General features: G+C 62.7%; 12 protein-coding genes. 3 read left to right on the forward strand and 9 right to left on the reverse strand.

All coding sequences use genetic code 11. The features are described from left to right. The first annotated feature begins 37 nt into the window (after positions 1–37). The 3 genes from MTX36_RS08825 to MTX36_RS08835 are packed head-to-tail and all read left to right on the forward strand — an operon-like array spanning position 38 to position 2,882. Entirely contained in the window at positions 38–823 is a 786-nt protein-coding gene (locus MTX36_RS08825; protein WP_243619460.1) for an alpha/beta fold hydrolase, read from the forward strand. Between the two features lie 11 nt (positions 824–834). Beyond that, complete coding sequence (locus MTX36_RS08830; RefSeq protein WP_243619350.1) at positions 835–1,134, forward strand: MGMT family protein; 300 nt, start codon at positions 835–837, stop codon at positions 1,132–1,134. 14 nt (positions 1,135–1,148) lie between these two features. Then, complete coding sequence (locus MTX36_RS08835; RefSeq protein ID WP_243619351.1) at positions 1,149–2,882, forward strand: NTP transferase domain-containing protein; 1,734 nt, start codon at positions 1,149–1,151, stop codon at positions 2,880–2,882. A 13-nt stretch (positions 2,883–2,895) separates the two neighbouring features. Here MTX36_RS08835 and MTX36_RS08840 read toward each other — a convergent pair whose 3' ends face one another. The 9 genes from MTX36_RS08840 to MTX36_RS08880 all read right to left on the reverse strand — a co-directional run bounded on the left by MTX36_RS08840 (position 2,896) and on the right by MTX36_RS08880 (position 14,669). Further along, positions 2,896–3,528, reverse strand: a complete 633-nt coding sequence (locus tag MTX36_RS08840) for a maleylpyruvate isomerase family mycothiol-dependent enzyme (RefSeq protein WP_243619352.1) — start codon at positions 3,526–3,528, stop codon at positions 2,896–2,898. Next, positions 3,488–4,264: a sirohydrochlorin chelatase gene (locus tag MTX36_RS08845; RefSeq protein ID WP_279394361.1), complete on the reverse strand. Its 777-nt coding sequence runs from the start codon at positions 4,262–4,264 to the stop codon at positions 3,488–3,490. The genes MTX36_RS08840 and MTX36_RS08845 overlap by 41 nt, the downstream gene beginning before the upstream one ends. Then, complete coding sequence (locus MTX36_RS08850) at positions 4,233–5,369, reverse strand: uroporphyrinogen-III synthase (RefSeq protein WP_243619353.1); 1,137 nt, start codon at positions 5,367–5,369, stop codon at positions 4,233–4,235. Before MTX36_RS08850 ends, MTX36_RS08845 begins: the two co-directional genes overlap by 32 nt. Further along, positions 5,366–5,743, reverse strand: a complete 378-nt coding sequence (gene nirD, locus MTX36_RS08855; RefSeq protein WP_243619354.1) for a nitrite reductase small subunit NirD — start codon at positions 5,741–5,743, stop codon at positions 5,366–5,368. Before nirD ends, MTX36_RS08850 begins: the two co-directional genes overlap by 4 nt. Positions 5,744–5,808: 65 nt before the next feature. After that, positions 5,809–8,310: a nitrite reductase large subunit NirB gene (nirB, locus tag MTX36_RS08860; protein ID WP_243619355.1), complete on the reverse strand. Its 2,502-nt coding sequence runs from the start codon at positions 8,308–8,310 to the stop codon at positions 5,809–5,811. After that, positions 8,307–9,773, reverse strand: coding sequence for an FAD-dependent oxidoreductase (locus tag MTX36_RS08865; protein ID WP_243619356.1), 1,467 nt, complete (start codon positions 9,771–9,773; stop codon positions 8,307–8,309). Before MTX36_RS08865 ends, nirB begins: the two co-directional genes overlap by 4 nt. Next, positions 9,770–11,908, reverse strand: a complete 2,139-nt coding sequence (locus tag MTX36_RS08870; protein ID WP_243619357.1) for a molybdopterin oxidoreductase family protein — start codon at positions 11,906–11,908, stop codon at positions 9,770–9,772. The genes MTX36_RS08865 and MTX36_RS08870 overlap by 4 nt, the downstream gene beginning before the upstream one ends. Further along, positions 11,905–13,305, reverse strand: coding sequence for a NarK/NasA family nitrate transporter (locus MTX36_RS08875; protein WP_243619462.1), 1,401 nt, complete (start codon positions 13,303–13,305; stop codon positions 11,905–11,907). The genes MTX36_RS08870 and MTX36_RS08875 overlap by 4 nt, the downstream gene beginning before the upstream one ends. 131 nt (positions 13,306–13,436) lie before the next feature. Then, on the reverse strand, positions 13,437–14,669 hold the full coding sequence (locus MTX36_RS08880) for a CynX/NimT family MFS transporter (protein WP_243619358.1): 1,233 nt from the start codon (positions 14,667–14,669) through the stop codon (positions 13,437–13,439). Between the last annotated feature and the right edge of the window lie 6 nt (positions 14,670–14,675).

Raw genomic sequence — 14,675 nt, forward strand, 5'->3', positions numbered from 1 at the left:
GGCACCGACAAGTCATGCATCGTCGGCGTCGGGCAAGATTGATCGTGTGACTGCTCTCCATACCTATCTCTACGGCCCGTCCGGTGCGCCGGAGATCTTCGCGTTGCACGGTCTCACCGGCCATGGCCGACGCTGGCAGTCGATGGCCGAGAATCAACTTCCCGATGCTCGCTGGATCGCGCCGGATCTGCGCGGTCACGGCCGTTCCACCTGGGCGCCGCCGTGGAACATCGAAGCTCACGTGGCCGACCTCGTCGATACACTCGACGAACACGCAACGGGCCCGGTGCTGGTAGTTGCACACTCGTTCGGCAGTGCCCTTGCGTTGCATCTGGCAGCGACGGCGCCCAAGCGGGTCCGCGGACTCGTACTGCTCGATCCGGCGATCGGCCTCGACCCCGAATTCATGGGTCGCATCGCCGAACTCACCATCGGCTCACCCGATTACACCGACGCCGCCGAGGCTCGATCGGAGAAGGTCCACGGTTCGTGGGGCGAGGTTCCCACCGCGGTCTTGGACGAGGAGTTCATCGAGCATCTCGTCCACCTCGACAACGGACGCGTCAACTGGCGGCTGTCGACACCGGCCGTCGTCACTGCCTGGGGAGAACTCGCCCGGCCGTTGCTGCTGCCGCCGAGTTCGATGCCGACAGTCATCGTCCAGGCCATGAAGGTGCAACCGCCCTATGTCACCGCCGAGTTCCGCAGCGCCATGACCGCCCATCTCGGACCCAATCTGACCGACGTCGCATTCGACTGCGATCACATGGTCCCGCACGTGCGCGCCGACGAAGTTGCCGCGTTGATCCGCAAGTTGCTCTGAGGACTTCCGTCATGGCTGCCACTACCGACGAACAGATCGAGGAAGTTCGCAGACTCATCGCCTCGATACCAGCCGGACGCGTCGCCACGTACGGCGACATTGCCGACGCCGTCGGCCTTTCCAGCCCGCGGACGGTCGGGTGGATCATGCGGACCGACTCGTCCGACCTCCCGTGGCATCGAGTGCTGGGAGCATCGGGTAAACCCGCCGCGCACCTGGCGCACCGACAGATCGCGAAGCTGGAACTCGAAGGGGTACCGATCAAGGACGGCCGGATCGACATGTCACGGGCGCGGCACAACTTCCGATGAGGCAGCATAGGTACATGCCTCCAACATGTGCGATCGTTCTGGCCGGCGGCCGGGCGAGCAGGATGGGCGGTGTCGACAAACCCGGACTGGTGATTCACGGTCGCAGACTGCTCGACATAGCTCTCGCTGCCACAGCGCATCTCGACACCCGAGTGGTGGTCGGACCGAATCGCGCTGACCTCGACACGTCAATCGTGCAAACTCAGGAGTCGCCGATCGGCAGCGGACCGGTCGCGGCAATCTGGGCGGGCATCACTGCCGCGGATATACCCGAAGACGCTGTTGTTCTTGTTCTGGCAGCCGATCTGCCGCACCTCGGTCGCGACACCATCGATGCCCTGATTGCCGCACCGTCGACTTCGGTCCCGGTCACCTGCGCAGTGGACGAGAGAAATCGGACACAATTCTTGTTGTCCGCCTGGATGTTTTCCGAATTGCGTCAGCGAATCTCCACTCTCCGCAACGCCGCCGGGCTGGACAATCAACCTATGAAAAGACTTGTTGCCGATAGCTTTTCGACACTATCGGTAGCCGGTACCGCAGATTGTGATACTCCCGAAGATCTCGAGCGCGCACGCAGGTTGCCTCGTTTGACCATCGCCGAGGCCCGCACCGCAATCCTGGACTCCTTGACCCCACTAGTCCCCCACCGAGCAGTACTGGCCGCCAGCCTCGGCGCAACTCTCGCCGAACCGCTTGTCGCCCAGAGCGATTTGCCGCGTTCTGCAGTCTCGGCGATGGACGGATACGCCGTCGCCGGTGAGGGCCCCTGGCGGATCCTCCAAGAAGTTCACATTGCCGGCGCGGAGGGCTCCCCCGAACTCGCCGACGGCGAAGCAATCCGCATCGCGACGGGGGCACACCTTCCCGTCGGCGCCAGCACGGTCATTCGCGACGAACATGTTGCCTCCGAGGACAATCCACCCCTACTGAAGCGCCTGCCTAATGTGCCACTGCGCAACGACGCTCGTACCCGTGGCGAGGATTGGAGCGTCGGATTCACCATCGCACCGACCGGCACCCCGGTGACCCCGGTTCTCGTCTCGTCCGCCACCAGCGGCGAAGTGTCCGAAGCATTAGTTCGTGGCCCGGTGCGGGCCTGTGTCGTCACCACCGGGGACGAAATCCGAAGAACTGGTCCGCTCCGCGAAGGCCAGACCCGCGATTCCATCGGCGGAATAATGCCGGAACTACTGTCTCGGTGTGGGGTGCAGTGCCTCTCCGACACTCATTTACGTGACACGGCAGACGGTTTCGAAACAATCCTGACGGCAGAAGACAATGCCGATCTCATTGTGCTCGTCGGCGCGACCGGCGGCGGCGCTGCCGACGAAATGCGCTCCGCTCTGGATCGCCTGGGTGCTCGGATCGTGGTGGGCAGAGTTGCCTCGCGTCCCGGTGGTTCCCAGGTGACCGCCGTCCTCCCCAACGGGAAGGTAGTGCTCGGCCTCCCCGGTAATCCCTATGCCGCGGTGACAACCCTGTTGACGATGCTGCCCACTGTCGTGAGTGCACTGACCGGGCGGTCACCGCTGCCACCGCTGCTGGGAGCCGTCGCGAATGCGTCGGCGGTGAGTTCCGATGCTGTTCGGATCCTTCCGGTTACCCAATCCGCCGACGGCCGGTGGTTTGCCGACCCGTCGGTGCGCACCGCGCATCTAGCAGCACTGATCGGTAAGCGCGCGTTTGCGCTTGTGCCCGCGTCCGCGACCGACAACGCACTAACTGAACTTGTACTGCTGGGCTGATGACGCTCCAGCATCAATACGGCCAGGCCGGCAGTTTCGGCAGCCCGGGCCGCGGCGGCCGCCCGATCAACCACGCGAGGGTCTCGGCATCCGAGAGCGAGGGCACCGCCACGTTCGGAGCCGCTGCCTCGAGTGCTCCCAATTGCCTGGCCAACGTAAACTCGACGTACTCTGGCGGCCAGTCATGGCAGGTGTAGCCGACATCGAGATCGGTCAAATGGATTTCGATCTCGTTCCAGCGCAGAATCGGTAGATCGTGGGCCGTTACAGGCTTGCGCCAATTGACGGGCGTGTCCAATCGATCTGCCGGCACTTCAGCGAGTGCCTGGACCAGCCGCGAACCGGAAAATCGGTAGTCGGCGGCTAAAAGTGACGCCGGACGATCTGCGCCCTCTTCGATTGCTGCAGTCCGCGCCGGCGGTCCGCCGGGATACATCTCCGCCGGCTCACCGCTGTTGACGCCGATCACAAACCTGTTGAGCGCGTCCGCATTCCGCGACAGATGAGTGACCACATGCCCCCGGCTCCAGCCCGGCAGCGCCGAGGGCTCTCGGGCCCGCGAATCGGTCAGTTCACCGATGAGAACTTGCGCCTTCGCGTCGGACTCACGAACCGCTGCGACCAGGTCTGCATACGTCTTCGTCATATCCGCGATCGTAGCGCGAAGTGTTCTGCAATGCCGGTTCTCGCGCCGCGGCGTACCGGCTCACGACAAGGTCCACGACTCCGGGGTCCACTCCGAGCGGCTGTGTGACCCCGTCGGCACCCGCCGTGGACAATCGCTCGTGAAAGAGCCCGTCCGCCAGCAGATACGACGCGATGAACACGCGCCGCGCACCGCGAACCCGTGCTTCTGCAACAACATCGACAACTTTGGGTGTACCCGTCGCGATGTACCCGATGTCTACCCGCGATCCAGCTGCCTCGGCCAGCATCAGCGCGGCTCGCTCGACATCGCGTAGTGCACGCGAATCGGAAGAGCCGGCAGCCGCAAGGACTATCGCATCACCGCTCTGCCAGCCGGCTTCGTGCAACCGACGCAACATGACGCGCGCAAGCGCGGGATCCGGCCCCAGCGCGGGCGTCACCGTCACGGACTGGTGTCCACTGGCCTCGACTTCGCGTCGTACATCGGTGTGGACGTGGTAACCCGATGCCAGGAATGCCGGAACCAGGATGGCATGCCCCGCAATGTCTCGCAGCACCTCGGCCGGTGACGGCCCGAGAACATCCACGAATGCCACACGGGTGAGACCTACCTGTGCGCTCACTGCGTCGGCAAGCGCGGCAACCATATCCACTCCCCGCGCACTGCGCGTGCCGTGAGCAACCAGTACCAGTACGTCGTTACTACGTGCCGTAGTGCGCTGGATCGAGTGCAAGTCGATAACCTCGTTTCACAACAGTTTGAACAGCTTTGGGAGCTCCGAGACAGACGCGAAGGCGAGCGACAGCAGTTTCGACAGCGTGGGTATCTCCACGACTCCGCGGAAGAGCCGCCAGAAGGTCGTCCCGTGAGACCACATGACCGGGCTTGGCGCCGAGAGAACGCATCAGTGACATCGCGGCCGGCGACAGCGCTCGAATCTCACCGTCTACGACAACACAATTGCCGCGGATGCTGAGTTCATGCTCACCAGCTTGAATTCGGTTGGCTCGCTGAGGAAGTTCGTCGACGATGTGTCGAGCGAGGGCGCCCAGCCGAGCTCGCACCGGCGCCGTGGTCGGAACGTTCAGTGCATCCAACGGCGCCGACGTCACCGGTCCCACGCACATAGCACTTACCCGGCCGCGCAATGCCTCGAGGACCTCGCCTCGCCGACCGGTGTTGTCAGCCCGCATCAGCAACGATGCGACCGCCGGCGCGCTGGTAAAGGTCACGGCGTCGATCCCGCCGACCACAATTGCGTCGATCATCCGGTCCAGGAGAGTCGAATCCTCCGGCGGTTCCCAGCGATACACCGGTACCGCGATGACGTCTGCCCCGGCGTCCCGTAACGCCTGACAGAAATCGGGAACGGGCTCCCACTCGGTGGTAGCGCCGTGAAGTTGAACCGCCACTGTCTTTCCCGAGACACTCTCGGCCAGAAGATGTTCGAGGACCTCAGCCGAAGACTCGGATGCCGGTGACCATTCTTCACGCAGATCGGCAGCACGTATAGCGCCGGTCGCTTTCGGACCTCGAGCCAGCAGACGTGCCGAACGCAGTGCCGCGCTGAGATTCTCGGCCTCGCCCCAGCCGTCAGCAGCCTCGAGCCAGCCCCGAAATCCAATTCCGGTGGTAGCGACAACAATCTCGGGCGGGTTCGAGATGATCTGCTGCGTAACCCGTTCCAGTTCCCGATCGTCCGCGAGCGGAATGATTCGAATAGCCGGCGCAAACATCACATCTGCGCCGCGCCGCGTGAGCAGGGACGCGAACTCCTCGGCGCGACGCGAGGCCGTGATTCCGACGGTGAATCCCGCCAACGGCATGTCGTCACTCACGCGTGAACACTGTGCACTTGCACTACCCCGGCCCAGACACGAATTTCGTAGACCGGCAACGACACCGAAACGTCGTCCAACGAGCGTCCGTCGATCAGCGAAAAGGCTTGCTTGAGTAAGGGCGACACCACAATTGGCTCACCGTCGCGGTCACCGACCAGTCCGCGCGACATCACTGCGGCGCGGCCGTACGGATCGAAGTTGCTCACGGCGCGCAAGGTGCCGTCTTCGAGTCGGAACAGTGCCACCTGCTCACCACCGCGAAGCAACACGGCAACTCCACGCCCCGGAATCAGGTGACTCAGCGGGCACGCCGACGTCCATTCGAGTCGCTCTGAATCCAGCTTGGCGATCTGCACATCGATGACACTCATCAAACCCCTCCTCGTGTTCTGATTTCTTTCTACGGGTTCCGTGTTTCCCGCGGGTTACGCAGTTATTACCGGCGCGTGGGGATACTCGGCATGCCCATCAGCACGGGAACCTTGCGAACTCCGGTCTCGTCGAACACAACCGTCGGGTCTGCTTCATCGGGTGCATTGACAAACGACACGAACCGCGACAACTTCTCCGGATCACCGAGCACACCAGCCCATTCGTCCTGATAACCCTCGACGTGCTTGGCCATCAATGCTTCGAGTTCCTCACCGATCCCCAGACTGTCCTCGCAGACAACCGCCTTGAGATGGTCCAGGCCGCCGTCGAGTGACTCCACCCACGGCGCGGTGCGCTGCAGGCGGTCCGCCGTGCGGATGTAGAACATGAGGTAGCGGTCGATGTACTTGACCAGAGTGACGTCGTCGAGGCCACCAGCGAGAAGCTGAGCGTGTTTCGGTGACTGTCCCCCGTTGCCACCCACGTAGAGGTTCCAGCCGTTCTCCGTCGCGATGATGCCCACGTCTTTGCCCCGAGCCTCAGCGCATTCCCGTGCACACCCGGACACTCCGAACTTGATCTTGTGCGGCGAACGGAGGCCGCGATAGCGGTTCTCCAGATCAACGGCCATTCCGACGGAGTCTTGGACGCCGTAGCGGCACCAGCTCGAACCGACACAACTCTTAACCGTGCGCAGCGACTTTCCGTAAGCCTGACCGGATTCCATCCCGGCATCGACCAACCGCTTCCAGATTGCCGGCAACTGCTCGACGCGGGCACCGAACAGATCGATGCGCTGACCGCCGGTCACCTTGGTGTACAAGCCGAAATCACGGGCCACCTCACCGATCACGATGAGCTGTTCGGGAGTCACCTCGCCGCCGGGCATGCGCGGCACCACCGAATAGGTACCGTTCTTCTGAATGTTGGCGAGGAAGTGATCGTTGGTGTCCTGCAACGACGCCTGCTGACGGTGCAGGATGTGGTCGGAATCCGTGGACGCCAGAATCGACGCCACGACGGGCTTGCAGATGTCACAGCCGGCGCCCTTACCGTACTTGGTTATCAGGGCCGAGAACGTCCGCGTCTGCGTCGACTGCACAATCTGGAAAAGCTCAGCCCGCGACTGTCCGAAGTGCTCGCACAGTGCCTTCGACATTACGACGCCGGAATCTGCCAGCAACTGCTTCACCGTGGGAAGGCAACCGCCACAAGTTGTTCCCGCGGTTGTGCACGCCTTCACCGACGCGATGTCGCAGGCGCCGTCCGCAATTGCGCTGCAGATCGCGCCCTTTGTCACCCCGTTGCACGAGCACACCTCGGCATCGTCCGGCAATGAACCCGCACCGAGCTTCTCGCCGGCCGGCGAAATCAAAGTTGCCGGATCGCCCGGCAGTTCCCGACCGACCAACGGGCGCAAAGACGCATACGCCGACGCGTCGCCCACCAGGATTCCGCCGAGCAAGATCTTCGCGTCATCCGAGACCACAAGCTTTGCGTAGGTACCCTTGGCTGCGTCGCTCAGAACAACTTCGAGAGCGCCGGGCGACGTTGCCATCGCGTCACCGAAACTGGCGACGTCGACGCCCATGAGCTTGAGCTTCGTGGACATGTCGGCACCGGGGAAATCTGCTGCGCCGCCGAGCAACCGGTCTGCCACGATTTCGGCCGTCGTGTAGCCGGGGGCAACCAGACCGTAGCAACGCCCTTCCACGGCAGCGCATTCGCCGACCGCAAAGATGTGATCATCGGACGTCTTGCAGCCCAGATCGGTCAGGATGCCGCCGCGCTCACCGACGCCGATACCCGCGGCCCGGGCAAGCTGATCACGAGGGCGCACGCCGGCCGAGAACACGAGCAAGGACGCGTCGATGGTTGTTCCGTCGGACAGTTCGACAACTATCCCGTTGTCGGTCTGCGTAATTCCCGCGGTTCCGACTCCCGTGTGCACATTCAGCCCGAGTCGCGTAACGAGCCGAGCGAGCAGTGCGCCGCCGCCCTCGTCCACTTGCATCGGCATCAGCCGAGGATTGTGTTCGACGACGTGCGCCGTCATTCCCATAAGCGAAAGTGCGTGTGCCGCTTCGAGACCGAGCAGACCACCACCGACCACCACGCCCACCGCACCCTGGCCGGCTCGCTCGGATGCTGCGCGAATACCGTCGAGGTCGTCAAGAGTGCGGTAGACAAAGCATCCCTCGCCGTCATGCCCCGGAACCGGTGGGACAAACGGGTAGGAACCCGTGGCCATGACGAGGGCGTCGTACGCGAGCACGTTGCCGGCCGACGTCGTGACTGTGCGCGCATCCTTGTCGATCGACACGGCGCCTTCACCGATCCGGAGATCGACCAGAGCGTCACCCTCGTAATCGTTTCCTGCCAAGGCCAATTCCTTGGAATCCCACACTCCGACGTACGACGACAAACCGACGCGGTCGTAGGCTGCATACTTCTCGTCGCAGAGGACGGTCACCGACCAGGTGTCGGCGTCGTCGCGTGAACGCAGAGCTTCGACAAAGCGGTGTCCGACCATTCCGTGTCCGATGACAATGACGGATTTGCTCATGCCGCACCTTCTTCCTGTGTTTCGCGAGAGTTATCTGGGCCTACTGGGTCTGCGGCGCTCAACCATTCGCAGATTCCGGCAACGGAGGAACTGCAACCACCACAACCGGTGGTCGCCCGGGTGACCGAAGCAAGTGCGGCTTCGGATCGAGCACCGGCCTTCCAAGCTCGTGTCAGATCCGTTTTGGTGACCGAATTGCATCGGCAAATCACAGCCGTGCCCGGCATACCCGAAGGGCTGGCCAGTTCGGTCGGACCACCGGCACCGCGCCCGGTGAGGAGCGCGATCCGGTCCGGCGGGACCGGAAGTTGAGCGTCGAAAAGCTGTGTGAGAGTGCCCACCACATCGGGGACACCAAGCAGCAGCGCTCCGACGATGCGCTCACCTTTGACCACGATCTTGGCGTAGCTCCCCCGGCCTGCATCCGCGAGGATGGTGACTTCGACGTCGAGACTGTGCATCGTTGCACTGACGTCACCCATCGACGCGAGGTCGATATCGTGTGCCTTCAACCGGGTCAATGTCGGGGTACCGCAGTAGCTTGCTTTCGGGTCGGCACCCGTCAGCAGATCAGCCACTACCGCAGCCTGCTCCCAGCCGGGCTGGACCAGGCCGTACACCTCACCGCGATGTTCGGCACACTCACCGATCGCGCGAATTCCGTCGATATCGGTGCGGAGTTCGTCGTCAACCAACACTCCGTAACCTACTGCCGCACCGACCTGTTGCGCCAATTCGACGCACGGCCGAATTCCCGCCGACAACACCAGAAGATCTGCGCGAAGCCGACTTCCGTCGTCCAGAACCACGCTGTCACCGGAGAACTCGGAGACTCGCCGACCAAGTACCACCTCGATACCCACGCCTTCGAGGGTCCGGGTGAGTACTGCGCCGCCGTCGGAATCCATCTGGCGCTCCATTGGGAAGTCCTTGGGGTGCAACACTGTTACGTCAACTCCGCGCATCCGAAGCCCACGTGCGGCTTCGATTCCCAACAGTCCGGCGCCCAGTACCACTGCCCGACTTCCTGGTGTCGCGGCTTCGGTGATGCGAGCACAGTCGTCCAGGGTCCGGAAAGTTGCAACCCGGGAAGCATATTCGGCAAGACCGATCACCGGCGGAATATAGGGACTACTGCCGGTGGCCAAAATCAGCTCGTCGTAGCCGATTTCGGCGCCGTCGCTGCAGGTTACCGTCCGTAGGTCGGGATCGATTGCCGTTACCGAAGTACCGGCGCGAACGTCGATGCCTGCGCGCGCCCACCATTCATCGGTCTTCAACCGCGTGTCCCTGGCAGTGATACTGCCCGCCAAGACATTCGAGAGCAGAATGCGGTTGTAGGGGGCGTGAGCTTCTGCACCGATCAAGACGATGTCGAGAACCTCGGCATCCATCCGGCGGCGCAACTCCTCGGCCACCCGCGACCCGGCCATGCCGTTGCCGACGATCACAACGCGCTTCATGGTTCACCGACCGGTTCGAGACGAACAGCACAGACCTTGAACTCCGGCATCCGACTCGTGGGATCGAGCGCGGGGTTGGTCAGCAGATTTGCACGCGAATCACCGGCGAAATGGAATGGCAAGAACACGGTGTCCAGGCGCATACTGTCGATGCACCGAACTGTTGCTTCCATCCGTCCACGCCGACTGACCACGCCGGCCTGATCTCCGTCCGAAAGTCCCACCCGCCGAGCGGTATCCGGATGGATCTCTACGAACATGTCTCCCGCAGCCTTGACCAGTTCCGGGATCCGACGGGTCTGAGCACCCGACTGATAGTGCGCCAGAACTCGTCCCGTTGTGGCGACCAGCGGATATTCCGCATCCGCCGTTTCCGCCGGGCCACGGTGCTCAACCGAGATGTACTGCGCCCGACCGTCCGGCGTCGCGAAGGAATCCAGGAACAAGCGCGGAGTGCCCGGGTGATCCTCGCTCGGGCACGGCCAATGCAGAGCTTCACCGGCGTCGAGTCGGCTGTAACTGATACCGGAGTAATCGGCGATGCCGCCGGCCGACGCGCGGCGCAGTTCCTCGAAGACTGTCGCCGGTGAGGTCGGGAACCGCTCCGCCGGCTGACCCAATCGCTGGGCAATCTCGGACCAGACGTGCAATTCACTGCGGGGCCCCTCGGGAGCGTCCACCGCGCGCCGACGCCGCAACACGCGACCTTCGAGGCTGGTAGTGGTTCCCTCCTCCTCGGCCCACTGCAGCACGGGCAGAACAACATCAGCCATTGCTGCTGTCTCCGACAGAATGAAGTCCGAGACCACCAGCATGTCCAGGGCCTTCAACCGATCTACGACGTGCCCAGCCCGCGGCGCCGATACCGCCAAGTTCGCGCCGTGCACAAAAAGTACTTCCGGACTGCCTGGTTGACCCAAGGAATCAAGCAGTTCGTAGGCACTGCGACCCGGTCCCGGAAGATCATCCGCCTCGATCCCCCACACCTTCGCAATATGTTCGCGGGCAGCGGGATCCGCGATCTTGCGGTAGCCGGGCAGCTGATCTGCCTTCTGGCCATGCTCGCGGCCGCCCTGCCCGTTGCCCTGGCCCGTGATGCATCCGTAGCCACTGCCGCGTCGGCCGGGAAGCCCAAGCGTCAAAGCCAGCCCGATGACGGCCGACACGGTGTCCGTGCCGCTGGCATGCTGTTCCGTGCCGCGGGCAGTAAGAATGTAGGACCCTGCATCGGATTGTTTTGCTTTCCACAGCAATTCGACGGCGCGCCGCATCTGACTCACTGGCACTCCGGTAACCCGCTCGGTACGTTCGGGCCACCACTGCGCTGCTGCAAGCCACGCGTCGTCGAACCCGGAAGTACGAGCATCGATGTACTCGCGGTCGACGCGGCCGTCGATCACGGCCAGGTGCATCAAGCCCAATGCCAGTGCCAAATCCGTTCCCGGGCTGAGCTGTAGGTGCAAGCCTCCCCCACTCAAGGCTCGCTCCACTGTTGCCGTTCGGCGAGGATCTGCGACGATCAATCCACCGGCAGCAATAGCCGAATTCAGATGTCCGACCAGCGGTGGCATCGTCTCAGCCACGTTGGCGCCGAGAAGAAGTATCGCCTTTGCCGAGGTCAGGTCACTCACTGGGAACGGCAATCCCCGGTCCAAGCCGAAACTCTTGATTCCCGCCGCCGCTGCTGAGGACATACAGAATCGGCCGTTGTAATCGATATTCGCGGTCTTCACCGCTACTCGGGCGAATTTACCGAGCATGTAAGCCTTTTCGTTGGTCAGACCGCCACCTCCGAAGATTCCGATCGCATCAAGGCCACTGCGTGCCTGCGCTGCCTGCACGCCCGATACGACGCGATCAAACGCCTCCGCCCAACTGGCCGGGCGAAGTTCCCCGTCCGTGCGAATCAAGGGACTGGTCAGTCGATCCGGAGTGCGCAGCAATTCCGCACTGGTCCAGCCCTTTTGGCACAGTCCCCCACGATTGGTCGGGAAGGAGCGCCCGTCGACCGTGGTCGATCGAGCCGGAACGGGCGCCGAATCATCACGCGTGAGCGTCATCGCGCACTGGAGTCCGCAGTACGGACAGTGCGTCGACGTCGCGACGAGTAGATCTCCGGAGATGGTGGTACTCATGCTGTGACCGAAACTTTCTGCTCGTCCACGTCGGTGGTCAGGCTGGACGGCTTACGCAGGAAGACGAACCACGTCACGGCGATGCACGCAATGTAGAAGGCCAGGAATACCCAGAACGCCATGGTGGCCGACTTCGCGGGACTGCTGTACGACGCACGGAGTACCAGGTTGATTCCCACTCCGCCCAAACCGCCTACGGCACCGGCAAATCCGATGAGAGCGCCGGATATGCTGCGCGACCACATCGCCTTCTCAGCACGATCCATGTCGTCGAAGCTCTGAGCTTTTGCCTCGAAGATTGCCGGGATCATCTTGTAGACAGATCCGTTGCCGAGGCCGGAGAGCAGGAACAGCGCGATGAATCCGAGAACAAACGTCACCATAATCCCGGCACTGGCGACGCCGGCGGTGTTGTCGTCCATCGTTCCGGCCGTCACCAGGATCGATGCCGCGAAAGCCATGCCGACAAACGTCCACATCGTGATCTTGCCGCCACCGATTCGGTCGGCTAGTTTGCCTCCGATCGGACGGGCAATCGATCCGAGAAGCGGTCCGATGAACGCGATCTGTGCTGCGTGCAGCGCTGCCTGCGCCGGGGTAGCCCCGCCGGCGAGGAAGTTGATCTGCAACACCTGACCGAATGCGAAGCTGAAACCGATGAAGGAACCGAACGTGCCAATGTACAGGAAGCTGATGACCCATGACTCGGAGAACTTCAGCGCCTTGCCCATCGAGCGCAAATCGGATTTCTGATTACCCAGGTTGTCCATGAACAGGGCGGCGCCGACTGCGGCAGCCGCGATGAACACGAGGTAGACAGCACACACGATCCACGGAGCGCGGTTTCCGACAGTCGCGATCACCAGCAGGCCGATCAACTGGATCATCGGAACCCCGATGTTGCCGCCGCCCGCGTTGAGACCCAGCGCCCAGCCTTTGAGCCGCTGCGGATAGAACGCGTTGATGTTTGTCATCGACGACGCGAAGTTTCCGCCGCCGATGCCCGCCGTAGCCGCCACCAACATGAAGGTGGTGTACGACGCACCCGGATTCATCATCAAGTAGAGGGTGAGAAGTGTTGGTATGAAAAGGAACAACGCGCTCATGACGGTCCAGTTGCGCCCACCGAAACGTGCGGTGGCGACCGTGTACGGAATGCGGAGGATCGAACCCACCAAGGTGGGAACTGCGACCAGGAAGAATTTTCCGGCCGCGTCGATGCCGTAGATCTCGGTCGGCATGAACAGCACCATTACGGACCAGATGGACCAGATCGAGAAGCCGACGTGCTCGGCGACAACCGACCAGATCAGGTTCCGCTTCGCAATGTCCTTGCCACCGGATTCCCAGGCTTCGACGTCCTCGGCATCCCAATGCTCGATGTAATGACTCACCAGGGCCTCCTGAATATGTGGGAGACCCAAAGGTAGAAAACTGTTATTGCGCCGGTGCTGCGCAGCGTCACCGCAACGTCAATTGATCCTCACCCGGCAACATGACGGGTTGTGAGAACAAATTGGCACGAGAATTAGCCGGTAGCGTGCCACGAATCTTCGAGCATCCGCGGCTTGCAGGCCTGGTAAGCGCCGATCAACACAACAACAACTGCAATCAGAAGTAGTCCGAACGGCGCTGCGTATCCGTCCGTCGCGTCGTGGAGAATCCCGAACAACAGGGGACCGAGGCATGCCACGGTGTAACCGACACCCTGGGTGAATCCGGACAGTGCGGCGGATCCGATGTGTGAGCGGGTACGAAGGTTGATGAGGGTAAGTGCCATCGGGAAGGTGCTCGGCCCGAGCCCCAGGATGACGATCCAGATGACGGGCGCGCTCATCGGCGCGAAGTACAGTCCGGCAAAACCGATCAGATAACAAACGGCGCAAGCGACGACGACGGGGAACGGGTTCGACATCCGTGCACACAGCGTCGGGGCACCGAAGGCCGCGATCAGACCCATCACCGAGAAGACTCCGACCATCGTTCCACCGAAGGCGTCACTGGCTCCGGCGTCGCCAAGGATCGACGGAATCCAGGTGAACATCGAGTACGTGATCAGCGACGTCATGCCGAACATGCCGGCCATGCCCCACGCGACGGGTGAACGCCAGGCCTGCCCGCGAGCCAGCGCAACGGCGGCCGGAGCGACGGCAGAATCTGCCGATTCCCGACGCGAGCGTGCCAGGGTGATAAGCCACGGAACGGCAGCGGCAAATCCGAAGGCCGCCCACCAACCGATCGAGAATCGCCAACCGAATGCTTCGGCCACCGGAACCGCTACGAATGCCGGCACGATGGTGCCGATCTGCACGGCCACGATGTACACCGAACTCATCGTCGCGAGGCGATCCGAGAAATACCGCTTCACCAACGGCGGAATCACGACGTTGCCGATTCCCATACCCGCCAGTGCAAGTGCGGACAGTGCCAGCAACGACCACGTCTGATTCATCATGGCGCGCAACAGCATTCCGACGCCGGCCATCAACATGGCCAGCAGCGCGGTACGTTCGAGCCCGATTCGTTTCGCGATGGCCGGAGTAATCAGCCCGAAGATAGCGAACATCAATGTCGGCACCATGCCGAATACTCCGACGACGGAAGCCGAGAACCCGATCTCCGCGCGGATCTGCTCCGCGAGCGGCGAGAAGGAGGTAACTGCGAGTCGCAGGACCAGCGCTGACATCGCAATGGCCGCAAATACGAGCAGACGGCCATGTACCAGGGAGCGGGGTTCGGTTCTCGAAAGTTGAGCAGTCACCGACAA

It is taken from the genome of Rhodococcus sp. ARC_M6, assembly GCF_022810305.1.
Lineage (GTDB): Bacteria > Actinomycetota > Actinomycetes > Mycobacteriales > Mycobacteriaceae > Rhodococcus_F.

Excerpts from the sequence above, each read along its gene's own strand:
- MTX36_RS08830 (WP_243619350.1), top strand. The coding sequence starts at position 835 with ATGGCTGCCACTACCGACGAACAGATCGAGGAAGTTCGCAGACTCATC.
- MTX36_RS08835 (WP_243619351.1), top strand. The coding sequence starts at position 1,149 with ATGCCTCCAACATGTGCGATCGTTCTGGCCGGCGGCCGGGCGAGCAGG.
- MTX36_RS08840 (WP_243619352.1), bottom strand. The coding sequence starts at position 3,528 with ATGACGAAGACGTATGCAGACCTGGTCGCAGCGGTTCGTGAGTCCGAC.
- nirD (WP_243619354.1), bottom strand. The coding sequence starts at position 5,743 with ATGAGTGTCATCGATGTGCAGATCGCCAAGCTGGATTCAGAGCGACTC.
- nirB (WP_243619355.1), bottom strand. The coding sequence starts at position 8,310 with ATGAGCAAATCCGTCATTGTCATCGGACACGGAATGGTCGGACACCGC.
- MTX36_RS08865 (WP_243619356.1), bottom strand. The coding sequence starts at position 9,773 with ATGAAGCGCGTTGTGATCGTCGGCAACGGCATGGCCGGGTCGCGGGTG.
- MTX36_RS08870 (WP_243619357.1), bottom strand. The coding sequence starts at position 11,908 with ATGAGTACCACCATCTCCGGAGATCTACTCGTCGCGACGTCGACGCAC.